This is a genomic window from Saccharibacillus sp. O23 (assembly GCF_002205895.1).
Classification (GTDB): domain Bacteria; phylum Bacillota; class Bacilli; order Paenibacillales; family Paenibacillaceae; genus Saccharibacillus.
The window spans coordinates 15,119-40,107 of the sequence record NZ_NJDE01000024.1 but is presented as its reverse complement, the minus strand read 5'-3'; the positions used below and the strand labels follow the sequence as shown (position 1 = coordinate 40,107).

The 24,989-nt window shown below is 57.5% G+C and carries 26 protein-coding genes and 1 CRISPR repeat array; of the genes, 11 read left to right on the top strand and 15 right to left on the bottom strand.

From position 1 onward, the window contains the following. Positions 1 to 313: 313 nt before the first annotated feature. The gene (locus CDO73_RS22415; protein ID WP_088490755.1) at positions 314 to 1,279 is read left to right on the top strand and encodes an L-lactate dehydrogenase; all 966 of its coding nucleotides are present in this window, start codon (positions 314 to 316) and stop codon (positions 1,277 to 1,279) included. Between the two features lie 90 nt (positions 1,280 to 1,369). On the opposite strand, the gene CDO73_RS22410 is transcribed toward CDO73_RS22415, so the two are convergent. The 5 genes from CDO73_RS22410 to CDO73_RS22390 all read right to left on the bottom strand — a co-directional run bounded on the left by CDO73_RS22410 (position 1,370) and on the right by CDO73_RS22390 (position 5,028). After that, positions 1,370 to 1,726: a hypothetical protein gene (locus CDO73_RS22410; RefSeq protein ID WP_088490754.1), complete on the bottom strand. Its 357-nt coding sequence runs from the start codon at positions 1,724 to 1,726 to the stop codon at positions 1,370 to 1,372. A gap of 228 nt (positions 1,727 to 1,954) precedes the next feature. After that, complete coding sequence (locus CDO73_RS22405) at positions 1,955 to 2,704, bottom strand: ABC transporter permease (protein WP_088490753.1); 750 nt, start codon at positions 2,702 to 2,704, stop codon at positions 1,955 to 1,957. Position 2,705: 1 nt separating this feature from the next. Further along, positions 2,706 to 3,425: an ABC transporter permease gene (locus tag CDO73_RS22400; protein WP_088490752.1), complete on the bottom strand. Its 720-nt coding sequence runs from the start codon at positions 3,423 to 3,425 to the stop codon at positions 2,706 to 2,708. Then, positions 3,422 to 4,405, bottom strand: coding sequence for an ABC transporter ATP-binding protein (locus CDO73_RS22395; RefSeq protein ID WP_088490751.1), 984 nt, complete (start codon positions 4,403 to 4,405; stop codon positions 3,422 to 3,424). The genes CDO73_RS22400 and CDO73_RS22395 overlap by 4 nt, the downstream gene beginning before the upstream one ends. A 266-nt stretch (positions 4,406 to 4,671) precedes the next feature. Next, positions 4,672 to 5,028 (bottom strand): MerR family transcriptional regulator, encoded by a 357-nt coding sequence (locus tag CDO73_RS22390; protein WP_088490750.1) that lies wholly within the window; start codon positions 5,026 to 5,028, stop codon positions 4,672 to 4,674. 111 nt (positions 5,029 to 5,139) lie between these two features. Here CDO73_RS22390 and CDO73_RS22385 point away from each other — a divergent pair, with 111 nt between their 5' ends. Further along, entirely contained in the window at positions 5,140 to 5,916 is a 777-nt protein-coding gene (locus CDO73_RS22385; RefSeq protein WP_088490749.1) for an SDR family NAD(P)-dependent oxidoreductase, read from the top strand. A gap of 110 nt (positions 5,917 to 6,026) precedes the next feature. Here CDO73_RS22385 and CDO73_RS22380 read toward each other — a convergent pair whose 3' ends face one another. The 4 genes from CDO73_RS22380 to CDO73_RS22365 form a co-directional block, all read right to left on the bottom strand. Beyond that, positions 6,027 to 6,218 (bottom strand): DUF4177 domain-containing protein, encoded by a 192-nt coding sequence (locus tag CDO73_RS22380; protein ID WP_088490748.1) that lies wholly within the window; start codon positions 6,216 to 6,218, stop codon positions 6,027 to 6,029. A 43-nt stretch (positions 6,219 to 6,261) separates the two neighbouring features. Then, a complete protein-coding gene (locus tag CDO73_RS22375; RefSeq protein ID WP_088490747.1) occupies positions 6,262 to 7,407 on the bottom strand; it encodes a M50 family metallopeptidase in 1,146 nt (381 codons plus the stop codon). Between the two features lie 61 nt (positions 7,408 to 7,468). Then, positions 7,469 to 8,764: an ABC transporter permease gene (locus CDO73_RS22370; RefSeq protein WP_088490746.1), complete on the bottom strand. Its 1,296-nt coding sequence runs from the start codon at positions 8,762 to 8,764 to the stop codon at positions 7,469 to 7,471. Beyond that, entirely contained in the window at positions 8,761 to 9,657 is an 897-nt protein-coding gene (locus CDO73_RS22365; RefSeq protein WP_088490745.1) for an ABC transporter ATP-binding protein, read from the bottom strand. The genes CDO73_RS22370 and CDO73_RS22365 overlap by 4 nt, the downstream gene beginning before the upstream one ends. A 394-nt stretch (positions 9,658 to 10,051) precedes the next feature. On the opposite strand from CDO73_RS22365, the gene CDO73_RS26870 reads away from it, so the two are divergent. Continuing rightward, positions 10,052 to 10,195 (top strand): hypothetical protein, encoded by a 144-nt coding sequence (locus CDO73_RS26870; protein WP_179218796.1) that lies wholly within the window; start codon positions 10,052 to 10,054, stop codon positions 10,193 to 10,195. Positions 10,196 to 10,580: 385 nt separating this feature from the next. Continuing rightward, positions 10,581 to 11,146: a CRISPR direct-repeat array (repeat unit 32 nt; unit sequence GTTTCAATCCACGCTCCCGCACGGAGAGCGAC). 200 nt (positions 11,147 to 11,346) lie between these two features. On the opposite strand, the gene CDO73_RS22355 is transcribed toward CDO73_RS26870, so the two are convergent. Continuing rightward, positions 11,347 to 13,011: a sensor histidine kinase gene (locus tag CDO73_RS22355; RefSeq protein ID WP_088490743.1), complete on the bottom strand. Its 1,665-nt coding sequence runs from the start codon at positions 13,009 to 13,011 to the stop codon at positions 11,347 to 11,349. Continuing rightward, positions 13,008 to 13,685: a response regulator transcription factor gene (locus CDO73_RS22350; protein WP_088490742.1), complete on the bottom strand. Its 678-nt coding sequence runs from the start codon at positions 13,683 to 13,685 to the stop codon at positions 13,008 to 13,010. Before CDO73_RS22350 ends, CDO73_RS22355 begins: the two co-directional genes overlap by 4 nt. Positions 13,686 to 13,955: 270 nt before the next feature. On the opposite strand from CDO73_RS22350, the gene CDO73_RS22345 reads away from it, so the two are divergent. The 3 genes from CDO73_RS22345 to CDO73_RS22335 all read left to right on the top strand — a co-directional run bounded on the left by CDO73_RS22345 (position 13,956) and on the right by CDO73_RS22335 (position 17,003). Then, positions 13,956 to 14,345, top strand: coding sequence for a hypothetical protein (locus tag CDO73_RS22345; RefSeq protein ID WP_088490741.1), 390 nt, complete (start codon positions 13,956 to 13,958; stop codon positions 14,343 to 14,345). A gap of 294 nt (positions 14,346 to 14,639) precedes the next feature. Beyond that, complete coding sequence (locus CDO73_RS22340; protein WP_088490740.1) at positions 14,640 to 16,406, top strand: alpha-glycosidase; 1,767 nt, start codon at positions 14,640 to 14,642, stop codon at positions 16,404 to 16,406. Positions 16,407 to 16,574: 168 nt separating this feature from the next. Continuing rightward, positions 16,575 to 17,003 (top strand): hypothetical protein, encoded by a 429-nt coding sequence (locus CDO73_RS22335; protein ID WP_088490739.1) that lies wholly within the window; start codon positions 16,575 to 16,577, stop codon positions 17,001 to 17,003. Positions 17,004 to 17,011: 8 nt separating this feature from the next. Here the strand turns inward: CDO73_RS22335 and CDO73_RS22330 are convergent, their stop codons facing one another. Together CDO73_RS22330 and CDO73_RS22325 are read right to left on the bottom strand one after the other, a co-directional pair. Beyond that, entirely contained in the window at positions 17,012 to 17,500 is a 489-nt protein-coding gene (locus CDO73_RS22330; protein WP_088490738.1) for a GNAT family N-acetyltransferase, read from the bottom strand. A gap of 51 nt (positions 17,501 to 17,551) precedes the next feature. Further along, the gene (locus CDO73_RS22325; protein WP_256972813.1) at positions 17,552 to 18,085 is read right to left on the bottom strand and encodes a GNAT family N-acetyltransferase; all 534 of its coding nucleotides are present in this window, start codon (positions 18,083 to 18,085) and stop codon (positions 17,552 to 17,554) included. A gap of 215 nt (positions 18,086 to 18,300) precedes the next feature. On the opposite strand from CDO73_RS22325, the gene CDO73_RS22320 reads away from it, so the two are divergent. The 4 genes from CDO73_RS22320 to CDO73_RS22305 all read left to right on the top strand — a co-directional run bounded on the left by CDO73_RS22320 (position 18,301) and on the right by CDO73_RS22305 (position 20,974). After that, entirely contained in the window at positions 18,301 to 19,014 is a 714-nt protein-coding gene (locus CDO73_RS22320; RefSeq protein ID WP_088490737.1) for a serine/threonine-protein kinase, read from the top strand. Between the two features lie 136 nt (positions 19,015 to 19,150). Beyond that, positions 19,151 to 19,687, top strand: a complete 537-nt coding sequence (locus CDO73_RS22315; RefSeq protein WP_088490736.1) for a MarR family winged helix-turn-helix transcriptional regulator — start codon at positions 19,151 to 19,153, stop codon at positions 19,685 to 19,687. Continuing rightward, positions 19,684 to 20,334 carry a hypothetical protein gene (locus CDO73_RS22310; RefSeq protein ID WP_088490735.1) on the top strand — a complete coding sequence of 217 codons (651 nt, stop codon included), beginning with the start codon at positions 19,684 to 19,686 and terminating at the stop codon, positions 20,332 to 20,334. Before CDO73_RS22315 ends, CDO73_RS22310 begins: the two co-directional genes overlap by 4 nt. After that, entirely contained in the window at positions 20,327 to 20,974 is a 648-nt protein-coding gene (locus CDO73_RS22305) for a hypothetical protein (RefSeq protein WP_088490734.1), read from the top strand. The genes CDO73_RS22310 and CDO73_RS22305 overlap by 8 nt, the downstream gene beginning before the upstream one ends. Before the next feature lie 107 nt (positions 20,975 to 21,081). Here CDO73_RS22305 and CDO73_RS22300 read toward each other — a convergent pair whose 3' ends face one another. Beyond that, positions 21,082 to 21,810 carry an amino acid ABC transporter ATP-binding protein gene (locus CDO73_RS22300; RefSeq protein WP_088490733.1) on the bottom strand — a complete coding sequence of 243 codons (729 nt, stop codon included), beginning with the start codon at positions 21,808 to 21,810 and terminating at the stop codon, positions 21,082 to 21,084. Next, the gene (locus CDO73_RS22295; protein ID WP_088490732.1) at positions 21,803 to 23,242 is read right to left on the bottom strand and encodes an amino acid ABC transporter substrate-binding protein/permease; all 1,440 of its coding nucleotides are present in this window, start codon (positions 23,240 to 23,242) and stop codon (positions 21,803 to 21,805) included. The genes CDO73_RS22300 and CDO73_RS22295 overlap by 8 nt, the downstream gene beginning before the upstream one ends. A 532-nt stretch (positions 23,243 to 23,774) precedes the next feature. On the opposite strand from CDO73_RS22295, the gene CDO73_RS22290 reads away from it, so the two are divergent. Beyond that, a complete protein-coding gene (locus CDO73_RS22290; protein WP_088490731.1) occupies positions 23,775 to 24,905 on the top strand; it encodes an NADH-dependent flavin oxidoreductase in 1,131 nt (376 codons plus the stop codon). The last annotated feature ends 84 nt before the right edge of the window (positions 24,906 to 24,989 follow it).

Here is a 24,989-nt window from a genome sequence, read left to right as displayed (position 1 = left end):
CTCCGCTAAGTTTGTCTTTCTATCCTACTCTTTCATCGCGCTTCCTTCATCTTTTTACCCGTTCGCGGCCGATCCGCTCAGCTCGCTCGTTTTTGCGCCGTTGTTCTGTTCTCTGTCATCTGCGTTCTTCGGATCGACAAACATGTCATGTATCGTAACATATTCGCCGATTTTTAAGCTGACAACCGTTCTTTTTTCCGTTAAAATGAAAAAGGTTAAAAGTTTCTATATTTTTTCATGTAAGCATGTAAACGATAATTTCTTTCACTCTTATATAAAGTGATACAAATTTCTGATGACAGGGAGTGCGAACATGGGCAGAAAAAATCGAAAAGTCGCGATTATCGGATCGGGTCTGGTCGGATCGAGCTGCGCTTACGCCATGATTAACCAATCGATCTGCGACGAGATCGTCATCGTCAGCCGCAACCATGAACACGCGCTCGCGCAAGCGCTGGATCTGTCCCACTGCGCGGACTTCACCTCCACGCGGACGCGCGTGCGCGCCGGACATTACGCGGACTGCGCGGATGCGGACATCGTGGTGATGACGGCCGGAGCCAACGTCAAAGCCGGACAGACGCGCATGGACATCATCGCCGACGCGGCGGCGATCACGCGCGAAGTGACGACTTCCGTCATGGAGAGCGGATTCGACGGCATCTTCGTCGTCGCGGCCAATCCGGTCGACGTGGTCACGCATATCACCGCCCAAGTCTCGGGACTGCCGCGCCACCGGGTGATCGGCACGGGCACTTCGATCGACTCCGCCCGCCTCAAGACGCTGCTGGCCGACGTGTTCCAAGTCGATCCGCGCAGCGTTCACGGTTATGCGATGGGCGAGCACGGCGAGTCGCAGTTCGTCGCTTGGTCGCATGTCACCATCGGCGGCAAGCCGATTCTGCATATCGCGGAAGAGCATAAGCTGCGTTTCCCGAATCTGGATCTTCAAGATATCGCCCGCAAGACCAAAGACGCCGGTTGGGAAATCTTCACCCGCAAAGGCTCGACCCAGTTCGGCATCGGCAGCGCGATCGCCTATATCACCCGTTCCATCTTGAACGACGATCACCGGATCATCGCGGTCTCGGCGATTCTGGACGGCGAATACGGCCAGCGCGACGTCTGCGTCGGCGTGCCGGCCATCATCGGAGCGGACGGCATCGAAGAACTGATCGAATTCAATCTGAGCGACGACGAAAAAAGTTCGTTCGAACGTTCTTGCGAGATCATTCGCGCAGGTCTCGACGTCGTCGCTCAAGCGCCTGCTGTCGGTTAATCGCTTCTCGTCCATAGCAAAAAGCCCCGAATGTTCGGCAGTCTCATGCCGAGTTCGGGGCTTTTTTGCGTGAATGCGGCTGTCTTCCGCTCAATGTCCGCGATGCTTCTTTCTGCGCAGCGTCAATCCGAAGATGCCGAGCATCAGAGCCAGCGAGACGGCGAGCGAGATGCAGAATACCGAAAATCCTTTGCCTTCGGCACCGTTCGATTCCAACAGATTCGCGATGCTCGCTTCTTCGCCGACGATCTCGCCGTTCGCCGCGCGAAGCGTCTGCGTCTCCGCGGCCGCCGTCTGCACAGCGGCGGGAACCGCTCCTTCGACGACCGCGTAGGTTCCCGACATCTCCGCTTCCGATGCGGACGCCTGACTCGTCGTTCCCGTAATCAGCAGCGCGGCGGCGAACGCCGCGACCGCTGCCCGTTTGGTTATCCCTTCTCGAATCATGAATTACGCCTCCTTATGCTATAAACGCAGCGGGAGCACGATAGTTGGATTCGATGAGGTCCCCGCTTGAACATATTTTTTCCTTCTGAACCTTATATCGGATAAAGTCCTGCTTTCGCTCATCCTTATGGACGAATCCCGACGAATTTCCCCTGCGTTTTCTTTTCAAGTCCTATTATGCGTTCGACTTGTGTTTTTTATATGTCCGTTTATCATACGTTTGGGCCCTTATACCGGTTTCCTTACGAAATAAATCAGTCCCGCGGCCAAGAACAGCACGAAGCTTCCTCCGACCGTGATCATCAGATTCTCGAACGGCAGCGAAAAGGCTCCGAAATCGTAACCTCCGCCGCTCGGAAGCATCGCCAGCAGCGGCTGCACCCACGGATAATAAGGACCGAAAGTCGCGGAATTGGCGATCAGGATATTCGGCACGGTAAAGATCATGTTCAGTACGAGCGGCGCGGCGAAGCTGCTCCACATCGTCGAGACGAACAATTGCAGCGCCGCGAGCGGCAGGCAAGCCACGAATCCGCCGATCAATCGGGCAGACAGCACGTCCCACGGCACGCTTCCGAGATCGAAGCCTTTGACCGCGCCCACGATCAGCAGTCCGACCGAGAACAACAATTGAGACAGAGCCAGCGCGCCGGCCACGGTGAGCAGTTTCGCCATATACAGCGCCGAACGGGATACCGGCAGCGACAAGATCTGCTTCCATCCTCCGCCCGCGTGTTCGTAGCGGCAGACGAACGCCGAGAATATGCCCGTCATCATCGGCAAAAAGAACATGGCGTGCAGCATCGACATCGCCAGCAGCAGCCCTTCCCAAGCTTCCGCTTCGCTGCCCGCGCTGTCCAGATTCGCCAGAAATCCGATCAGCATGCTAATCAGCGGCGCGAATACGGCAAGCAGCAGAATCTGCGAGCGCCCCAGCTTGATCCGTTCGCTGCGAAGCGCCGAGATCCAAGTATTCATATCAAGCCACGTCCTTTCTCGAGAAATGAATCGAGCCGAGCAGATAGAGCACCGCGAACAGGGCAATGCCGAAGCCCGAGTACCGCAGCGCGGCTTCGCCGTTGGCCAAGACGACCGCCGGCCACGCGAGCGGCACGATCTCCGGCATCGAAGCCCCGAATACCGATACCAACGAAGCCGCGATGCCGAGCGAGATCGGAATCGCCTGATTGCGCAGCGTGAGCGTCATCCAGAGCATCAAGCCGAGCATCGGCAGCGAAGCCAACATCGGATACGCGCCGAGCGTCAGCAGATCGATGATCGGCACCGGGCCTTCGAATTTCAGAACCAGTCCGACGATCGCGACCGATGCGGCCAGCAGCACGCAGGCGACCAACAGTTGGATCAAGCAGGCCAGAAACTTCGACGCGAACACTTGCGAACGCCGCACCGGCAGCGCGAGCGTCTGCTTCCACGCATTCTGCCGGTTCTCGATATTGGCGATCATCGCCATCAACAGCGTCATCGCCAGATAGATGGCGATCGGGACGAACATCCCCGTCTCGCCGATCAACCCGGCCCATGGATCGGACGCGTAACGGTCTTGCACCAGATAGTCGTAACGCAGCCCGAAATTGAGCGCCTGCATGGCCGCAAGGCCGACAGGTCCGATAAAGACCACCCACCAGATGCCGGTACGCCGCATCTTGAGCAGGTCTGTCGACAATAGTTTGCCGATCATTGCGCGACCTCCTTCCGCAGCCCGGCTCCGCGCGGCGCGCCGCTGCCGATCGCCGCGATCTCCGATGCGCTTCCGCTTGCTCCCGACGTCATCGTCAGGAACAAGTCTTCCAGCGATTTGCGCCGTTCTTCGACCCGGTAGATGCTGTGACGCGCGTCGACCAGAGCCGATACCAGACGGGCGATCTGTCCGTCGTCGATGCCTTTGAAGATCAGCTTGCCTTGATCGAGGCGGGCGAAGCAGCCCTGCTCGCGCACCGTGATCATCGCCGCTTCCGCGTCCGACAACGCGATATGAATCTCGCTGCCCGCTTTGCGCTGAAGATTCGAGATGCTGTCTTGGAAGATCATTTTGCCTTGATTGACGATTCCGACGCTGCTCGCCATCTGTTCGATCTCGCTCAGCAGGTGGCTGGATACCAACACGGTAATGCCCTGCTCTTGCGGCATTTTTTTGATCAATTCGCGAATCTCCAAGATCCCCGACGGGTCCAGCCCGTTCGTCGGTTCGTCCAGAATCAGCAGTTCCGGGCTGCCGAGCAGCGCCGCCGCGATCCCTAGACGCTGCTTCATGCCGAGCGAATAGCCTTTGACATGGCGCTTCGCGTCCTTCGTCAGTCCGACGGTATGTAACACTTCGTCGATCCGGGTCTTCGGCACGTTCAGAATCCGGCGAATCGTCTCCAGATTCTCGACCGCGTTCAGATGTCCGTAATACGACGGATATTCGACCAGCGAACCGACGCGGCGCAGAATCTTGATCCGGTCGCGCTTCAAGTCCTGCCCGAAGATCTGCACCACGCCGCTCGACGGCCGGATCAGGCCCAGCAGCATGCGGATCGTCGTCGTTTTGCCGGCTCCGTTCGGTCCGAGGAAGCCGTAGATTTCGCCGCGGGGAATCGCCAGATTCAGCGCGTCCACCGCGCGGGTCCCTTTATACTTTTTCGTCAAATTTCGGGTCTCGATCATCATTTCGTTCATGTCCCTCACCTCTCGCGTTGGTCTCGTTGCTTTATATGATAGAGACGCCAGGTTAAAGGGAGAGCGACCTCAAGTTTAAATTCCGTTTAAAAAAAAGACGTTTCCCGATACCTTGTCAACTCTTAAGCCAAGGTTTACATTCGACTAAAACGCTCATGCTTCAAGGGCGGTTTAGTCGAGCGTAAACCTACAGCTAACGTTGAGAAGGTATTTAAAAGGAAACGTCTTTTAGAATCTTGCGATCGGTTAGGTGCGGTCTACTCCGTTCACGAATGGATAAAAGTCCGGTAGCCGGCGATCTTGCGTTCCAGCATCTCGTCCGCCGCTTGAAGCGTCTCGAGCTGGGCGCGGATCGAACGCTTATGTTCGGCCAGCAGATTCAGGCGGTCTTCGGACGTATGGTCGCCTTCCGCCGCAAGCGCGGCGTATTTCCGGATCGCCGCGATCGGCATCTGCGTTTCTTTGAGCTTGATGACGAACTTCAGCCAGCCGATATGCGATTCGTCGTAACGCCGATCTCCGCCCGGTTCCCGGTGCGGCACGACGATCTGTTCTTTCTCGTAATACCGTAAAGTATGAGCGCTGATGCCTAACAATTCCGCCGTTTCGCCGATGGTGAGCATGGTCGTATGCCTTCTTTCTTGTCCGACTTGACTTAGAGTACGCTCTAATCAATATAATCGACTCATGGACCGACGGCAACTATTCTATGGATGCATACAGGAGGAATCGAGATGAAGTATACGGTGATTACCGGCGCGAGTTCCGGAATCGGTTACGAAGCGGCCTTGGCGTTTGCGGCACGCGGCAAGAATCTGGTACTGGCGGCGCGGCGCACGGAAGAACTGGAAGCGCTGAAAAGCAAAATCGCCGAGATCGACGGCAGTCTGGACGTGGTGATCCGCACGGTCGATCTGTCCGTCGCCGAACGCGTTCACGAGTTCTACGAGAGTCTTCAAGGCTATGACGTCGAAACGTGGATCAACAACGCGGGGTTCGGCAACTTCGCTTCCGTCGGCGAGCAGCACCTGCCGAAGATCGAGCAGATGCTTCATCTGAATATCGAAGCGCTGACCATTCTCTCCTCGCTCTACGTTCGCGATTACGCGGACAAAGAAGGCACGCAGATTCTCAATATTTCGTCGGGCGGCGGCTATACGATCGTGGCGAACGCGGTCACGTACTGCGCGACCAAGTTCTACGTGAGCGCCTTTACCGAAGGACTCGCGCAGGAACTTCGGAGCAAAAAGCTCCCGATGCAGGCCAAAGTGCTCGCTCCCGCCGCGACGGAGACCGAATTCGCGCAGCACGCATTCGATCTCGACGGGTTCGAGTACGGCACTTCCGTCGCAAAGTTCCATACCGCCGCCGAGATGGCCGGCTTCCTGCTGGACCTGTACGACAGCAATAAAGTCGTCGGCATCGTAGACGGACTGACGTACGAATTCAAGCTGCAAGATCCGATCTTCCCTTATGCGGATCGTGCGCAGACTAGCAAAGACGAAGCGTAAGACGCGCGTTAAAGGCTCGGCTCGTTGCGCTTAGCCAGCCTACGGTCGGCCCATAAAAAAAGCCCCGTTTGCCTTAGAGAGGCAGACAGGGCTTTTTCTTTTGCGTTTCTTTACTTTTTGATCTCGCGTTCGAAATACAGCTCCATGAACGTCGCCGTGCCGTAACCGGCCGCGGGCGGAGCGAACAGATGCACCAGCCGCCAACCTTCGCGGGCGTGAGCATGAACGATCTCGTGGTGATCCTGCTTCGGTTTGCCTTTCCAGCCGCTCATCTCGATCTGGACAATATCGTATTCATACATTCTTGTTCTCCTCTTTCGAAATTTTTTCGATGCGTTATTCGTTTTAGGCCAAGCCCGCTTGCTGCAGGCGTTTCCGATCCAGTTGGCGAAGCGCTCCGAACGAAGCGGCATCGCTCGACAAAGCGTCCACCGAAGCTTCGTACTCGCGAATCGCTTCTTCCGAGCGTTCGATATAAGCCCGAGCTTTCAGCAGCAGCGGCGAACGTTTGCTTTGCGAGCCGCCGATCTTCGCGTATAATTCTTCCGCCGCTTCCCGTTCTCCCGATTCGCAGAGACGTACCACTTCCTCGCTCAGCGCCATGTCCAGCGCGTCGCGCCGCATCTTGGCAAGCTTCCCTTCTCGGCTCCGTTCCGCTGCGGCTTCTTCGGTCAACGCGATCTCCGGCTCGGATACCTCATGTTCTTCCCGCATCAGTTTGACGTAATAGAGCAGATACAGATCGTAGAGGTCTCTTCCTTTTGCTCCTTTATTCGATCCTTGGGACGAAGCAGGAGCGGATGCGGCCGCTTCGGCCAGATACCGCAGGCTCGCTTCCGTCAGGAACGCGCGGCGCTTCTCGTCCAGCCTCGCTTCTTGAATCAATAAGCTCCAAGCCGTTACCAACGCGAAATTGCGTTTGCCCAGCATGACAGCCGCCGCGCCGTCGCTGACCAACGTCGCCAGACCGATCCCGACGGAGATCAACCCGTAGCCTCCTGCGATGCTCCACAAGCCCGGCGCCAAGATCCAAGCGGCCGCGCCCGTCGCCAGACTGAACGCGGGTCCCGCGCCATAGACGATTCGCTGCGCCCGGATCGCCCGAGCGAACGACGCGTCGTCGGCGTATGGCCGAATCTCGCACTGCATCGCGCCGAAGAAAAATTTGCTGCGGAAATCGAAGCGCACGCGGCGTTCCGGAAACAGGAAGATCCACGGTCCCCAATACAAACGGGTAATCCGGCTGCCGACGACGACCGCGCCCAGCATATGGCCGAATTCGTGCAGCAGGATCGTGAACATGACGAGCAGCGCCAGACCCAAGATCAGCAGAACGGCCGGACCGAACCCGGACACCGCGGGAATCCCTTCGCCGATCCGGTCCGTCAGCGAAGCTCCGGCTCTCCGGTTTACCGACAATTCGACCGCGGCCCAAGCCGCGGCGCCTCCTGCCGCCGCTCCGATCAACAGCGGCATGATCTTCTTGAACATCGCGTGCGCCTCCTTTTTTTCGATATGCGCGGCTTCGGGATTGCGCCCGCAAGCTTCTCCTTTATGCCGCGCCGTTAGCTCCTTTTGTACCCGGCTTGGCTTGCGAATGAACCTTTTTGCCGGACGTGCCCAACATCTTCAGCATCGTGCCGACCGAAGGCTTCTGCCCGTAGAGCAGCACGCCGCCGCGGTAGATCTTCGAAGACAACCAGCCGACGATCAGTGTCGAGACGGCCAGAATGGCGATCGGAATCGCGATCTCCATCAGCGCCGGATCGCCTGCGCCGACTCGGGTCAGCAGCACCATCGGAGTCAGGAACGGAATGTACGAACCGACCGTGGCCAGCGTACCGTTCGGATCGTTCAGCACGATCATGGACAGGAAGAACGCGGCCATCAGCAGCATGGATACCGGCATCATGGATTGGTTCAACTCTTCGCTGCGGCTCACGATCGAACCGGCGGCCGCGAACAGCGTCGCATAGAAGAAGTAGCCGAGCACGTACAGAATCGCGCAGACGATCAACGTTTGCCCGCCGAGAATCGACAGATCGAACGTGATGCTGCCGATCGTCAACGCTTCTCCGGTTCCTCCGACATTCATCAGCAGCGCTGCAAAGGCGACTACGATCCCGAATTGCAGCATGCCGGCCATCCCTACTCCCACGACTTTGCCGGCGAGCAGCTGTCCCGGGCTGACTTTGGTGATGAGAATCTCTTGAATGCGCGAGCCTTTCTCGACCGCGACCGACGTGGCGACGTTGCCCGCGAACAGGTAGATCATGAAGAACATGACCATCAGCAGCGCGTACACCGGCATGAACGTCTCCGCGGTCGATTTGCCGCCGGCGTTCAGTTCTTTCCATTCAAACGTCGGCTGCGCCGTCAAAGTTCCGCTCTGCTGCGCCGTCAACCCCAGTGTGCCGACCTGCGCGTTCACGTTCAGACGGTCCACGTAAGCATTCAGATTCTGCGCGAAACTTCCGTCTTCTTTATGATTGACCGACAATTCGATGCTCGGAGCGGGTGCCGCTTCCGTACCCGGCGCGATCGCGACGACCGCCGTCAGATCTTCCTCGCGGAGCTGCTGCGTCTTGGCGGCAAGCTCGCTCTCCGGCACGATCTCCCAGTCGTAAACGGGAGAAACGGCGGTCTTCAACCCTTGCGCGTCGATCGGCAGGCCGGACGTGTTGACGACGGCGACTTTGCCGTTCGTTACCGCTTGGCCGCCCGTGAATCTCGGGATCAGCACGATCGCGGCGACGATCGCGACCAGCAGCAGCGTCATCCACATAAACGATTTGGAGCGAATGCGTTCCTTGAACGAATAACCGAAGACGATTCCGAAAGTTTTCATACCGCTTCTCCCACCTTTTCAATAAAGATCTCGTGCAGCGACGGCTCTTTCAATTCGAACTTGAGCACCGGCACTCCGGCTTGGCCGAGCGCCCGCATCAGTTCGTGCGCCTGCGCTTCGTCTTTCACTTTGAGCGTCCATTCCTGCGCGTCCCGCCGGATGTCCGCGAGTCCGCGCCCTTCGAGCAGCGACGTCAGATCCGCTTCGCTGCGCAGAATCAGGTTGCTGCGTCCGTACGAACGCTTGATATCCGCCAACCGTCCGCCGATTTGCGCCCGGCCTCTTTTGAGGATGCAGATGTTCTCGCAGAACTGCTCGACCTGCATCATCTGGTGGCTGGAGAACACGAGAGCTTTGCCGAGCGCGATCTGTTCCTTGACCACCGAAGCGAGCAGGTCCGCGTTGACCGGATCGAGACCGCTGAACGGTTCGTCCAAGATCACCAGCTCGGGATCGTGAATCAGCGCCGAGATGATCTGCACCTTCTGCTGATTGCCTTTGGACAACTGCTCGACCCGCTTGTTCTCGTGCTCGGCGATGCCGAGACGTTCCAGCCAAGTCTTGAGCGCTTTGTGCGCGTCGCCGCGCTTCATTCCTTCCAGACGGGCCAGATAGATCAACTGCTCGCTGACCGTTTCTTTGGGATATAATCCGCGTTCTTCCGGCAGATAACCGATGCTCGGCCGATTCTCGAGAAAAGGACGACCGTTCCACAGCACTTCGCCTTGATCGTATTCCAGCAGTCCCAGCACCGAACGGATCGTCGTCGTTTTGCCCGCCCCGTTGCCGCCCAGCAGCCCGAACGCTTCGCCCGCCTTCACAGTCAGCGATACGTCGTCCACGACTTTCTTGTCCCCGTAGTGCTTGCCCAGATGTTTGATTTCCAATGTCATCCTGATCTCTCCCTTCGAATCTTGCGAACGCGATGCCGCGCCGTGCCGTGTATAGATGCAATTGAAGTGTGTATGAACAGTGATTAGTGTGTATGTCTATATGCACACTATATTTGCAGGAGGGGGATTTTGTCAACGGTTTGGGCGGAAAAAGATTTCGGCGGGTGGGATCCAGGCGGCGCGGAAAGGAGAGAAAAGCGCGTGGTTGCGGGGTTTTGAGCAGCTAAATCTAAGGGGGAGGGTGCAGAGAGAAAACTGCGGAAAGTGTGCTTAATGAGCAAATCCGGACTGTGCGAGGTGTGCTTAGGTGTGTATAGAGGTGTGCTTAGGCGACGTCTATCGGTGTGCGCAGATGCGCTTGGCGGTTCGAGAGTTAGGCGAGCGGACGCAGCCGATGATCGAAAAGCAGATATGCAAAAAAGCCGAAGCCGACTCCAAAGAGTCGTTTCGGCTGTTCGAAGCGTTCAAAGCGGTCGAAGCGCCGGACGCCGGCTCGAACGCGGTCCGAATCTATGCGGATTTGACGATCGGTCGATGAGCGGGTCGGATTGCCGATCCATGTCTTTATATTTCCGAAAAAACGTCGGCCAGGCAACCCGCTCCGATACGTTCGCCGGACCGAATCGCTGTCGATCCGCTTGCTTCTCGCTCTAACGGAACGAGGCGACGCTTAGAACGAATATTCCCGCCGCATGGGCACGCTAACGGAACGAGCTGACGCTTAGAACGAGAAAAGCGCACTTTCATCCGGCTTTTCGGCCTTTCGGAGACGGCTAACGGTTATACGTTCCGTTAAAAATAAAAACAGCCCTGAAAACGGGCTGTAACGGATTGGTGTTCCGTTAGGGGGTGTTGGGGTGGTGTTGGACGCTCCTGCGTGGGGGCGACTTGAGGAAATAGACCGCCTGAACACCGTAATCACCGTTTCAATCCACGCTCCCGCATGGGGAGCGACTTGTCGGTACTCTGAATCCCTGACGCCTCGATCTGTTTCAATCCACGCTCCCGCACGGGGAGCGACGGACGAGCAGGATCCAGGATCCGTAAATGCCCAGGTTTCAATCCACGCTCCCGCGCGGGGAGCGACTTGGGTACAGACCGAAAGACGCTCATTAATTATGTTTCAATCCACGCTCCCGCGCGGGGAGCGACAAATGCGCACGGGTTATCTGGCCTTAGAACGTCGAGTGGTTTCAATCCACGCTCCCGCACGGAGAGCGACAAACACCAGCGATGCGATCCCACATCAAAAGACTGGTTTCAATCCACGCTCCCGCACGGAGAGCGACCGGCCCACAAAATTGTGTCGCTTTTTCGGTTTACGTTTCAATCCACGCTCCCGCACGGAGAGCGACTCGGCAAAGTCGAATTTACAGCAACGTCTTCGACGTTTCAATCCACGCTCCCGCACGGAGAGCGACTTCCCCGCCTTGATCCGGATCGTCAAAAGTTCCTGTGTTTCAATCCACGCTCCCGCACGGAGAGCGACTGTTCACCCTCTCAGCCCTTACCACATAAGGGCTGCAAACATCAAAAGTGCGAACCTCGAAATCAGCCTATCGAAAACCGGACAAAAACGCAACCAAAATCCCATAAACCCTGATGCGGCGCGGGGTGCGAACCTCCCGGGGATTACATGGGAGCTTGGGGTTCGCACTTTTTCTTCGCTCAGCACTTAGGTTAGGCGTGTCACTCGCCGGGCGGCCGAATCGTGATGACCGTTCCGGTCTCTCCGCTGTCGATGCTCCAGCTCATCCCCATCTCGCGGATCATCAGATCCACGATCGACAAGCCGATGCCGGCTCCGGCGGCCGGGCTAAGACCTCCGGCTTTCGCTCGGCTGTCGCTTGAGTCCGCGCCGGAATTCCCCGCCGGGCTTGATCCGCCCGGCAGTCCGCTCCGCGGCAGCGAACCCGCCGACTCCTCCCGCTTGTTCGCTCTATCCGCCTCCGCACTCGGCGCTCCGCCCGCCTTCCCCGCCTCCGCAGCCGACGGCCCCTCTGGCCCTACCGTGGCCGGCCGAGTCTCCGTCCGGGCAACCCGAAGCCCCGGCCCTTTGTCCCGGACCTGAAGCGAGCGCCGCCCGCCCGGCCCTTCCGGCCCGAGCGACAAGCCGATATAACGGCCGGCTTTGGCGTGGCGCACCGCGTTCTGGAACAGATTGTCCAAGATGCGGACCAGCCATTCGCGGTCGACGCGCCAGATCAGCGCTTCGTCGGGCAGATCGGCATCGACTTCCATGCCGGCTTTCTCGAACACGGGATACCACTGCGCGGCGGCGGCGCGCACGATGCGCAGCACGTCCGTTTCTTCCAAACGCATCGGATAGCGCCCGGCCGCGATCAGCGTATACGACAGCAGGTTGTCGATCAATCCGCCGAGATCGTCGAGCTTGCCCGCCATCAGCGCGAGCGACTCGCGTCCGCGCTCGCCGAGCGGTTCGCTTTCCAGCGAATACGCATGGCTGCGGATCACCGTCAGCGGCGTGCGCAGATCGTGAGACAGATTCGCGATCAGCTTCTTGCGCAGTTCTTCTTCTTCGCGCTCCCGCTCACGGCTGTCGCGCAGCTTGCCGACCATCTCGTTGAACGTCACTTCGAGCGCGGCGACTTCGTCCCGCTGCTTGCCCGGTCCGATCGGCATCGGCATGCCGGCTTCGTCGTAAGCGGTCATCGCTCGCTGAAGCCTGATCAGCCGTTTGCGGATTCGATAGAAGAACGTCCAAGACATGAAGGCGAACAGCAGGAACAGCAGCAGGAAGATCAGCACGGCGGCGACCTGCGAGAAACGCGCCTCTTGATCCGGCACCGCCGAGACCGTCTGCGCCCGGGAGACTTCCGCGATCAGCAGACCTTGACCGCGGTCCCGCGTGTCGTCTTCTTTTTCGCCGACGAACGCCACGACCGAAAAGTTCGGCGCGCCGTAAGCCGTCGCCTGCTTCATGTACTCCGCCATCCGGCCGGGCGTCCACGTTTCGGGCAGATTGGACGTTATCGGCTCCCGAAACAGCGTCTTCCCTTGCGCATCAACGGCCGCGACGGAGACCAGCGGATGGCCGGCGCGAAACGTCTTCATCGCCTGCACGATCTCTTCGGCCGATGCGCCGTCCAGCGAAGCCGCCAGCTTATGCCAATCATCGGCCAGATCCGACGTAGAGACGGTTCCTTCGGGAACGGCCTTCGGTTGAGTCGGCAGCCAGACCAAATAGGTATAGCCCAGATAGAAGAGCATCACCACGATCAGAATCAAAGGCAGCAGAAAAATGGCGGAGCCGACCAGCATCAAATAACGAGCCATCAACGATTGGCGGAACTTGACGCCGCCGGCTTTGTTTTTGCGTTCGCGCCGTTTCATCCCCGCACCCGATAACCGATCCCCCGGATGGTCTCCACGATCTGCGGATTGCCGGGATCGCGTTCGATCTTCTCGCGCAGATAGCGGATATGAACCATCAAGGTCTTATCTCCTTCAAGATACGGCTCGCCCCAGACCGCTTCGTAGATCTGCTCTTTGGTCAGGATCTGACCGAGGTGGCGCAGGAAATACATGAAGATATGAAACTGCTTGCCCGTCAGCGCGATCTCTTCGCCGCTGTCCGCGTCCGCGACGCGATTCTCGCGTTCGTAGACGAGCAGATGTCCGATCCGGCGCGCTTCGGGTTCGGCGGGCGCGCTGCGGCGCAGCATCACTTCGATCCGCGCGGCCAATTCGTCCGGGTGAAACGGTTTGGTCAGATAATCGTCGGCGAATTTCAACGCTTCGAGCTTATCGTCAAGGGCCGTTCGTGCCGATAACATCATTACAGGCAGCGACGCATGATCGCGTTTGAGTCTCTGCCCCACCGTAAATCCGTCCAAGCCCGGCAGCATGATGTCCAACACCGCGACGTCGCATCCGCCGGCCGCTTCCGACGCGCCGTCGCCGCTTTCCAGCCACACGACGTCATACCCGCGTTCTTCCAGATTCCGTACGACCCATTCGCCGATCTGCCGCTCGTCTTCGATGTACAACACCTTTTTTTTCGTCATTCGTCCAGTCCTCCAGCTTCCGGATGCCGCACGGCGAAGGCCGGTTCCGCCCGTATCCGTCTTAGCGTTCATGATACCAGCTTCCTTACCGCAAGGCATAGTACGAACGCTCTCATTGAAGGCTTCCCGGCGCAAAAAGTCCCGTTTCTTGCCGCCCTGCATACGGGTAATAAGGGATACGATTCGGGTCCCTTTCAATCCGTCGCAGCTTTTTCAGCCGCTTGAATATAGCTTGTCCAATCCAATCATCTCATCGAGGAGGAACACGTTATGATGCCTATCGTTCTCGCGCTGACGCTCGGAGCCGCCGTATTGGCGGGCGCGGCCGCCTTGCTGTTTGCCGTCCGTTCCAAGCGGCGCCGTCTGGTTCGCAGCAACCTCGTCGATCTCGCTTCGGCGCGCCGCCGCAAACTGAGAGAAGCTTCCGGCAAGGCTCCGTCCGAAGCGGCCGCCGACCGCAAACGTCCTCTTTCGCCGCCGGGCGGCGCGGAGATCCGCAAGTTCGTTCCGAAGACCGGCGACGGACGCGTACACTCTTGTTCCCGCTGCCAGAAGAAGAGCGATTCGGTCGGCTTTTTCGTCGACGAGTACGGCCATCTGGTCGGCGTCTGCAAAGAATGCCGCAAAGCGGCCAAGAACCGCGACTTGATGCCGCTTTGAGCGGTCGATCGGCTCGGCGTCGCGTTTCGCTTCACGTGAAACTTTTTCCGCCTCGTCTTCGTAAGACGGACAAGCGGCCCGCTTCCCCTGCGCCTTGCGGGAAACGGGCTTTTTTTGCGCGCCGAACGTTTTCCCTGCCGTTTCTGTTTCTCGTTTCCCGCTTCAAGGGTATACGTTCTTGTCGGTATGCGGCCGCGCACGGCCGTCCGCGACTTGTCTCGACGTCAATAAGACCGGTCGCTTGCACAAACGATTTCATTATTCCACCAACCAACACTCGAGGGGGACCAACCGATGCTGCTTGAAGCGATTGAACACCGGCCGAAGATGAACTGGGCTTACACGGTCGACAAAGAAACGATCCACCTGCGCCTGCGCACGAAAAAAAACGACGTGGAGCACGTGGATGTCGTCGGCGGAGACAAATATGCGTGGGATCGCACCAAAACGGAGATTCCGATGCGGGTCTTCGCGTCCGACGCGCTGTTCGACTACTGGGAATGCGAGGTCAAGCCTCCTTATCGCCGCTTCAAATACGGGTTTAAGCTGCAAGGCGGCGGCGACACGGTCTGGATGAACGAAGACGGCTTCCATTTCACGGAGCGCAAGAATTCCGACGATTTCTACGAGATCGCTTATATCAATCCGGAAGACGTCATCAAGACGCCGGAATGGGCCAAAAACGCCGTGTTTTATCAGATTTTCCCCGAGCGTTTCGCCAACGGCGATCCGTCGCGCGACCCGGAGAACGTGCAGCCGTGGGGCGGCAAACCGGAAGTGGACAGCTTTTTCGGCGGCGATCTGGAAGGCGTGCGGCAGCATCTCGATTACATTCAGGATCTGGGCGTGAACGCGATTTATTTTACCCCGATCTTCAAAGCGCCGAGCAACCATAAATACGATACGGAAGATTATTTGCAGCTCGATCCGCACTTCGGCGATATCGACACGCTCAAGAAGCTGATCGAAGAATGTCACGGACGCGGCATCCGGGTGCTGCTCGACGCGGTATTCAACCATTCGGGCAAAACGTTCAAACCGTTCGTCGACGTCAAAGAAAACGGCGCCGATTCCGTTTATGCCGATTGGTTCCACGTGCGCGAATATCCGATCGACGTCAAAGACGGCATCCCGACGTACGAGACGTTCAGTTTCGAGCCGAACATGCCGAAATTCAATACCGGACATCCCGAAGTCAAAAAGTATCTGCTCGAAGCGGCCCGTTATTGGATCGGCGAAGTCGGCTTCGACGGCTGGCGGCTCGACGTGGCGGACGAAGTGGATCACCGCTTCTGGCGCGAATTCCAGACCGTCGTCAAAGAAGCCAAACCGGACGCGTACATCGTCGGCGAACTGTGGCACGAAGCGACGCCGTGGCTGCAAGGCGACCAATTCGATTCCGCGATGAACTACCCGTTCACTTACGCGGTCCGCGATTTCGTCGCGCTCGGCAAGACCGATGCGCGCAAATTCTCTTATTCGTTGTCCGCGCAGCTCGCTCGGTATCCGCAGCCGGTCAGCCACGCGGCGTTCAACCTGCTGGACAGCCACGACACCGAGCGCATGCTGACCGTAGCCGACGGCGACAAAAACAAGCTCAAGCTCGCCGTCGCTATTCAGATGACTTATCCCGGCACGCCGTGCGTGTATTACGGCGACGAGATCGGCATCGACGGCGGCGCGGACCCGGACTGCCGCAAATGCATGGAATGGGACGAGTCGAAGCAGGATCTGGAGCTGCGCGGCTTCTATAAACAGATGATCGCTTTGCGCCACGAATACGCCGCGCTTCGCACCGGACGTTTCGACATCCTGCATGCCGAAGAAGGCGAGCGGACGCTGGCGTACCGCCGCGAAGACGACGAAGCGACGCTGATCGTCGCGCTGAACGCGTCGGACCGGGCAGAAACGATCGAGATCGACGCGGGAACCGCTTCGGCTTGGGAAGTCCTGCATACGGGCGAAGCGGAAGCGCAGCAAGACAAAAAGCTGAAGGCTTCCGGAGAACGGCTGACGATCGAGCTGCCGGCTTACGGATACGTCGTGCTGAAAGCGGAGTAAGAACCTTTTCTCGGAACAAGTCCGCTTGCCTCGATTGGCTGCGTTAAAAACGTACGAAAACAAGCCCGCGCGCCGAAAAACGGCTGTTCGGGCTTGTTCGAGTCGCGCAGGATTGAATTTTGGGCGCTTTGCCGTTATTTCGTTCGATATTCGAAAGGAGCCTTGCACATGTCTTTCTCGCACGATTCTATGCGCATCAGCCTGCCGGCGGAATTTCGCATCTCTCGCGGTATTTATCTATTAATCGCGGCCGGAGCGGCCGCGGGAAGCTTCGCGATCGGCAGTGGGCTGCCGTCTTCCGACGAAGCCGCCGCTCGCCCGGCGGTCTGGATCATTGTCGGCGTGCTCGCTCTGGCCTTCTCCGCTTATTTTTTCGTGCTCGCTCGCCGCTTCGTTTTCGTCGTGTATGAAGACCGCGTTCGTTTCCGAAACCTCGGCGCATGGACCGAAGTTCCGTTTCGGCAGTTGGAACTTGCGGAGCGTCGGGATTTTCTGATGCTGATTTATCCCGGCGGCCGGTACACGCTTCCCTGGATGGTCAAAGATTACGCGCTGTTGGCTTCGCTGCTGCGGAATCTGCGTCCGCCCACGCTCTGACCTTCCTTTTATTTCGTCTCGAACATCTGAAACCGCCGGTCTTCCTCCATCTGCTGAAGCAGCGGAGGCGCGCCGGTCAGGTCCAGAATCACTTTGTCCCAGAACTTCTGTGCCGGGAAATTGTTCGCCAGTTGATGCAGGCCCCAGCGGCCTTTTTTGGTACGGAATACGAGCTTGGCCGCTCTTATGCCGACGCCGGAGCGGCGGTATTTGCGCATGACGAAGAACTGCGAGAGGTAAGCCGCTTCGTTCTCCCAGAACTCGTGCACCATCGCGAATCCGGCAATCTGTCCGTCCGCGAGAATCAGGTACGCGAAGTTGCCGCCCCATTTTCTCCAATACAGCTCGAATTCCGGGAAATACGGGTACTTCCCGTCCAAGCGCAAATCCATATTCGTGAACTCGCTAAAATCGTACAAATACAGCTGCCAGAGCTGTTCGAACAACCCTCGTTCCGAGGGACGCGCTTTTCTGATCTCTACGTTGCCGATGTTCATCGCTTAATCTCCCCGATGTCTGATAGATGGGTTCGTTCCGAAGCCGAGTGCCTATGTATGACGCGGGCGCTGCTCGCCGGTCTTGATCCAATACGTGCAGGAACCTTCTTCAAGCTTCTCCAACCGGCCGCCGCAGCGCTCGATCACCCGCCGCGAAGCCGTATTGTCCGCGTTGCAGGTCAGCATGACTTCGTCGATTCCGGCCGCCGCCGCTTCTTCCGACAGTTCTCGAAGCATCGCGGTGCCGTAACCGTGACCGCGTTCGGACGGGCGGATCGTATAGCCGATATGCCCGCCGTGCAGGCGCAGCGCGTCGGTCAACCAATAGCGCAGTTTGCCGCAGCCGACCGGACGGTCTCCGTCGTACAGCCAATAGACCTGCTGGCGCACATACCCTTCGGGCAGATTTTCTCCGCTCGCGATCCGAACGTTATCCGCCAGCTTCTGCCGGTATGCTTCTTCGCTCTCCGCGTACAGGCCGTTGACGAAGCCGTTCTCGCCCGGGCCGATCTCGCGGATCATGTCCCGAATTTCGTCGCTCTCTTCCGCTTTCAATCGTTTGAGCCGAATCGAATGATGATGCACCGCCTCGCCTCCTTGTCCGTTTCCGATGTACCCTCTAATTTACCAAACGCTTTCCCAAAAATCCATTCGCGAGGCCGAACCGCCGATCCGTCCGCCGTACGATGCGGCGTCGCGGTCTCCGTCTTAAGACGGTTGTCTCGGAGGTTCCGGCAGACTATGATAGGAAAAAGCCCGCAGGCGGACTCTATCGCCCAACCTCATCAAGGAGTGATCGCATGATTCGCAGCGTCGAACAAGAACCGGCGATTCGATTGATCGAAGAAACGCTGCTGCCGGACGTCGTGATCGAAAGCGTCGATCCGTTCGATCCGGTAGTCGTTCGTCATACGCCGCCGGGCTGGAAACTGCTCGGAGCCGGCAATTATGCCGCGGTGTTCGAACATCCTTCGCTGCCCGGCAAAGTCGTCAAGATCTACGCCCCCGGACGTCCCGGTTGGCGGGAAGAATGCGACGTCTACGAGAAACTCGGCTCGCATCCGGCCTATTCCGCGCTGTACGCGGCGGACGTCTTCGGCGACAAATCCTATCTCGTGCTCAAAAAACTCGAAGGCAAGACTTTCTATAACTGTCTGCGCGACGGCGTCTACATTCCGTCCAAAGCGGTGCGCGACGTCGAGCAGGCGCTGGATTACGCCCGCTCCCGCGGTCTGAATCCCAAAGACGTCCACGGCAAAAACGTCATGCTCAAAGACGGACGCGGTCTGGTCGTGGACATCTCGGACTTTCTTCAGGAAGGCCCTTGCGTGATGTGGAAAGACTTCAAGAAAGCTTACTTCAAGCTGTACAAACCGCTGATGCCCAAAAAGCGCACGTTCCCGATGCCCGATTGGAGCATGGATCTGATCCGGCACGTCTACCGGCGTCTGCGCAAAAAAGCGCGGCTGGACGGACGGCTCTCGAACGGAGCCGACCGCTCGCGCGTCGACTGAATCCGATATACCGGCAAGACCTTCCGTCCGGAAGGTCTTTTTTTTATGAAATAATAGTTGATTTCCGCAACCATTGGGTTTATATTAGTTGCAAAAGACAACCATTAACGAAAATCCGAAACAAGGAGAGATTTTTATGAATAACCATCCGAATGATCGCGATCGGCAGGATGCGCCGCCTTTTTCGAACGTCTCCGATCCGGCGCTGGACGCTTTCGATATCGATCAAGCGCTCGGATTCGTCGTCAACCGTACCGCGATCGTCATGCGCCAGCGGCTCGCCGCTCGGTTTCGCGCCGTCGGTTACGAGATGTCGACCGAAGAATTCGTGATCTTGGCCCGTTTGTGGGCCGAAGACGGCATGTTCCAATCCGACGTGGTCGAGCAGACGTTGAAAGACAAAACGCGCGTCACCCGGCTGCTCGGCGGCATGATCATGCGCAATTGGATCGAAAAAAGAACCGACGAGCGCGACCGGCGCAATTACCGCCTCTATCTGACGGAGGAAGGAAAATCGCTCAAGCCCGTGCTGCTGCCGCAGGTCATGGCCGTGATCGCGGCCGGTTCGGCCGATATTGCCCGGGAAGACTTGGATACGACCGTGCGCACGCTGCGCAAAATTTTCGACAATCTTAGCGGAGCTTCCGATCCGAAAGGAGAAGATCGATCATGAACACGATACGAACCGCCGTCGGCAAAGACGGCGAAATTACGGAGAACCCCCAGTCTAAGCAAAACGCCGGAGAGTTCGCGGGAACCGCCGAACGGCTGACTTGGCTGACTTGCGCGCTCTGCCTGCTCGTCACCGGAACCGCCGCCGTCTACGAACTCGCGGGTCCGATCTGGGCCGTGCCGGTCGGCTTGGCCGGCCTGCTCGCCGCGGCCGGTTGGCAGTCGGCGGAGGCGCGAAACATTCGCGTGCCGGTCTCGTTCGTCGTCCCTTATCTACTGCTGGTCATGAGCCTGCTTGCCCAACAAGCGGCGGAATTCGCCGGACGCGCGGCGGAAGCTTCGGCTCCGTTCAGCGTATCGGGGTTCGCCGTCTACTCGATCGGAGCGGCCGCGGCGTTCATGCTCGGCGCTTCCGCTCTGACCTTGAGGCATCCTCTCGGCGATTGGGCCGCTTGGCTGGTCTGCGCGTGGAGCGTGCTGCAAAGCCTCGCCCATTACGCGTATCCGATCGCCGCATCCGGACATTACGCGCACGCGCCCGTTCAGCTTCTCGCTTGGCTGCCGCTCGCGATCGGCTTGTACGGATTGTTCCGGCTGTGCCGTCCTTTCGGAAATTCCCCGCGCCGAGGAGGCCGTTCCCATGAATGAGACGAGAAAAGCCAGCAGAAAAACGTACATCGCCGGCATCGCGCTGTTCATCGCCGTATATGCCGTTCTATTCGCTTCTCAAGCCGGGCTGCGGCCGATGCTGATCGTATGCGGCTCGATGGTCGGCGGTCTGGTGCTGTGGCTCAAAACGACGTTCCGCACGCCCGTAGAGACTTCCCGCCTTCTTCCCGTTTATCTATTGACCCTCTCCTTGTTTTTCCTGCATATCGCCGAAGAGTTCATCACCGATTTCCCCGGCGGCATCAATTCGGTCTTCGGTTCCGTCTGGACGATGCGCGATTTCGCGCTGCTGATCGCCCTGCTCGGCCCCGCGATCTGGATCGGCGGCGCGATCGGCCTGTATTACCGCAATCCGATCGGGTATTATCTGGCTTGGTTCGTCTTTTTCGGAATGCTGATCGGCGAACCGACGCATTATCTGGTGTTCCCCGTCGTGCAGAGCGCGCAGGGCGGCGGTTACGCTTATTTCTCCGGCATGTGGACGGCGCTCTTCCCGATGATCCCGGCCGTATACGGACTCGTCCTTACGCTTCGGGAAGTCAAACGCCAGCGGGAACGGGAACGGAGCGCGGTCGAGTCTGCCGGAACGCTCGCCGCTTCTCGGCCGGCCGGACGTTAACGGGAGCGGCTTCGGGCGTCGCAGCGTGCCGTTCGCCGATTAAAGCGACTCCGATACGCGCAAAAAAAGCCGGCTCCGCATGATGCGAAGCCGGCTTTCGTGTACGATTACAACACTTTCTCGAGGAAACTGATCGTGCGCTCGTGCTTCGGATTGCCGAACACTTCTTCCGGCGTTCCTTCTTCCACGATATAGCCGCCGTCCATAAAGATCACGCGGCTGCCGACTTCGCGGGCGAAGCCCATCTCGTGCGTGACGATGATCATCGTCATGCCTTCGCGCGCCAGATCCTGCATGACGCCGAGTACTTCGCCGACCATCTCCGGGTCGAGCGCGGACGTCGGTTCGTCGAACAGCATGATATCCGGATTCATCGCCAGCGCGCGGGCGATCGCCACGCGCTGCTTCTGTCCGCCCGAGAGCGAAGCCGGATAGGCGTTCGCTTTGTCGGCCAGACCGACGCGTTCGAGCAGTTGAAGCGCCTGTTTCTCGGCTTCCGCCGGCGTTTGCTTTTTCAGCTCGACCGGAGCGAACGTGATATTTTTGAGCACGCTCATATGCGGGAACAGATTGAAATGCTGGAACACCATGCCGATGTTTTCGCGAATCTTGTTGAGATCCGCGCCTTTATTGCTGAGGTCGTGATCGTCCACGACCACTTTGCCCGCGCTGATCTCTTCGAGCAGGTTCAAGCAGCGTAGGAACGTACTCTTGCCCGAACCGGAAGGACCGATGACGCATACCACTTCGCCTTCTTGAACTTCCATATCGATGCCTTTGAGAACCTCGTTGCTGCCGTAGCTCTTTTTAAGACCGGTCACTTTAACTTTATCCACGGCTTACTCTCCTTTCGAGACGATCCGCAATCTTCGTGAGGATCGTAATGACGATCAGGTACATGATGGCCAATACCAGATATACGGTAAACGTATCGTAAGTACGCGCCACGACCAGCTTGCCGGACTGCATCAATTCCACCAAACCGATAACGGACATGATCGACGTATCTTTGAGCGTGATGACCATCTGATTGATGAACGAAGGAACCATAACTTTGATTGCCTGCGGCAGGATGATCTTGCGCATCGCCGTGCCGTAAGGAACGCCGAGCGAGCGAGCCGCTTCCATCTGCCCTTTGTCGATCGACTGAATGCCGCCGCGAATGATCTCGGTCACGTAGGCGCCCGCGTTCAGCGACAGAGCGATAATGGAGGCGAGCCATACTTGCATCGTAAACCCGAACGCCTGCGGAATCGCGAAGTAGACGAACGAGACGAGCAGCAGCAGCGGGATCCCCCGGAAAATATCGACGAATACGGTCGCTATGCCTCTCAAGAACTTGTTGTGGCTGACTTTCATCGAGCCAAAGATCAAACCGATGATGAAAGCGAAGAACAATGAAACGATCGTGTAATACAGCGTCCATCCCATACCCTTGAGGAAAGCAGGCATCGAGCTTGTGATGACCTCCCATTTGGTCTTGGGAGCACTAGCCGTTTCATCCAGGTATTTATCACGGATCTTCTGATATTCTCCGTTTGCTTTCAGATTTGCCAAGCCTTTGTTGAACATTTGCAGCAGTTCTTGATTCTTGCCTTTGTTAACGGCAAAACCGTAAGAGCCGCCCGCTTCTTTATCCGTCACGGTCTTCATTCCGTTACCCTGTGCCACGCCGTAAGCGAGTACCGGATAATCCTCGAAATAAGCGACCGAACCGCCTGCTTTTACATCGTCAACCAGCTGCGTGGAGTCGTCGAACGTGGCAATCGTGAATCCGTATTTGTCCTTGATGGAAGCCGCGAATGTCGCGCCTTCTGTTCCGGTCTTGACTGCGACACGCTTGCCGCGCAGATCTTCATAACTCTTGATCGTGTTATTATCCGCTTTGATCCCCATTGTCGGACCTGCATCAAAATAAGGATCGGAGAAATCAAAAGTTTGCTTGCGCTCGTCTGTAATGCTCATGCCGGCGATTACGCCGTCCACATTACCGGATTGCAGAGCTTGAAGTGCCGCATTGAATCCAAGCGACTTGATGGTGACCTCAAATCCTTGATCTTTGGCGATGGCCTTCATGAGGTCGATGTCGATCCCGACGAAATCACCATTCACATCCTGGAATTCAAACGGCGCGAACGTCGTATCCGTCCCGATGACGTACGTTTTTTTCGCGTCCGATGCGTGCGCCGATGGCACCAAACTTCCCACGAAGGAGAAGAAGAACAGCAAGAGAACCATAAACCCCGTAATTTTTTTCTGAATACGCATAATTTCCTCCAGTCGCTTCGCGCGGCTTTAGAATTTTCTCTCCATTTTACATGACCTGTGAACTATTGACTACGCTTATCCATTAAAAATTTTAATAAGCGGCATAAAAAGCGTTAATGCATATCCGGCGAACCATTAGGTGACATGCTATGTAACTTGGATACGGAAAAAGATAAGGTCAGCATCGATTCTGCACGTTTTTATCCCTTTTTCTGCATGAATATCATATGTTCATCTTTACATTTGCCGAGACTTTGCATAATATAACGAAATCGCTTGAATGTTTCTCTAATTTATAATGAAAGAATTCTTCAAGCTTTGTCGTCTCCTACTGGAAATTTAAAGCGTTATCTTGCTTAAGAATCATTATTTTTTATTTTAAATTGATCGTAATTAAGTTTTTTGAAATTTCTTTCGCGAATCGTCTCGTTAGGCATTGAAAATCCGAAACCTTGTTACTATAATATACTTATGTGCTTTTGATAACGAATGATCGAACCCCATAACTTTACAAACGAGAGGATGTTTTTCCGTGACCAACGCCAAATTCGCCAAGCTGTTCGAACAAGTCGAACTTCATGACGGCATCAAGCTGCAAAACCGTATCGTTCTTGCGCCGATGACGCATTCTTCGTCCAATCCGGACCTGAGCGTATCCGACGCCGAATTGAGCTACTACGAGCGCCGTACCGACAAACTCGGCCTCGCGATCACCGCGGTTGCCCACGTTATGCCGGGAGGCATCGGCTTCCAGAACCAATTCGCCGCTTTCGGTGAAGAAAATCTGCCGGGCCTGACCAAATTGGCTGCTTCCCTCAAAAAAGGCGGAGCCAAAGCCGTGCTGCAAATCTTCCACGCCGGCATTCAAGGCCCTCGCGCCCTCGTTCCGAACGGCGACGTCGTCGGACCGAGCGCGATCGAGCTGAAAGACGGATCGCAGTCCCGCGAACTGACGAACGAAGAGATCGAATCGATCGTGACCGATTTCGGCAGCGCGACCAAGCTTGCGATCCGCGCGGGCTTCGACGGCGTAGAGATTCACGGCGCCAACGGCTACTTGATTCAACAATTCTTCTCCGGTTGGTCCAACCGTCGTCAAGACAAATGGGGCGGCAGCGTCGAAGCTCGCCTGACCTTCCCGCTGGCCGTCGTCGACGAAGTGCAGCGCGCCGCTGCCGAAGGAACCAAAGAACCGTTCATCGTCGGCTACCGCTTCTCGCCGGAAGAACCGCAAGAAGAAGGTTTGACGATGGAGCACACGTTTGCCCTCATCAAAGCGCTGAACGACAAGAACCTGAGCTACCTGCACGTCTCGCTGATGGAATACGCGTCCAAGCCGCGCCGCGGCGGCGACCTGAACCGTACCCGTCTGGAGCAGATCGTGGAAGCCGCATCCGCGCCGGTCATCGGCGTCGGTTCCGTGCACACGCCGGAGCAGGCCGTCGAAGCGATCGAACTCGGCGCCGCGATGGTCGCGCTGGGCCGCGAGCTGATCGTCGAACCGGATTGGGTGGAAAAGGTCGAATCCGGCCGCGAAGCCGATATCGCGCTCAGCCTGACTTCGGCCGATCAAGAGCGCCTGGTCGTTCCGGATCAACTCTGGGGCATGATCATGGGCCTGCCGGGCTGGTTCCCGGTGGTCGAAGCCGAAACCGCCGAATAATTCCGTTTTGCGGACCCTTGCGCCGCATCGACTCGTCGAATAAAAGAACCGCAGCCTCGCCGATCCGGGCGTCGCTGCGGTTCT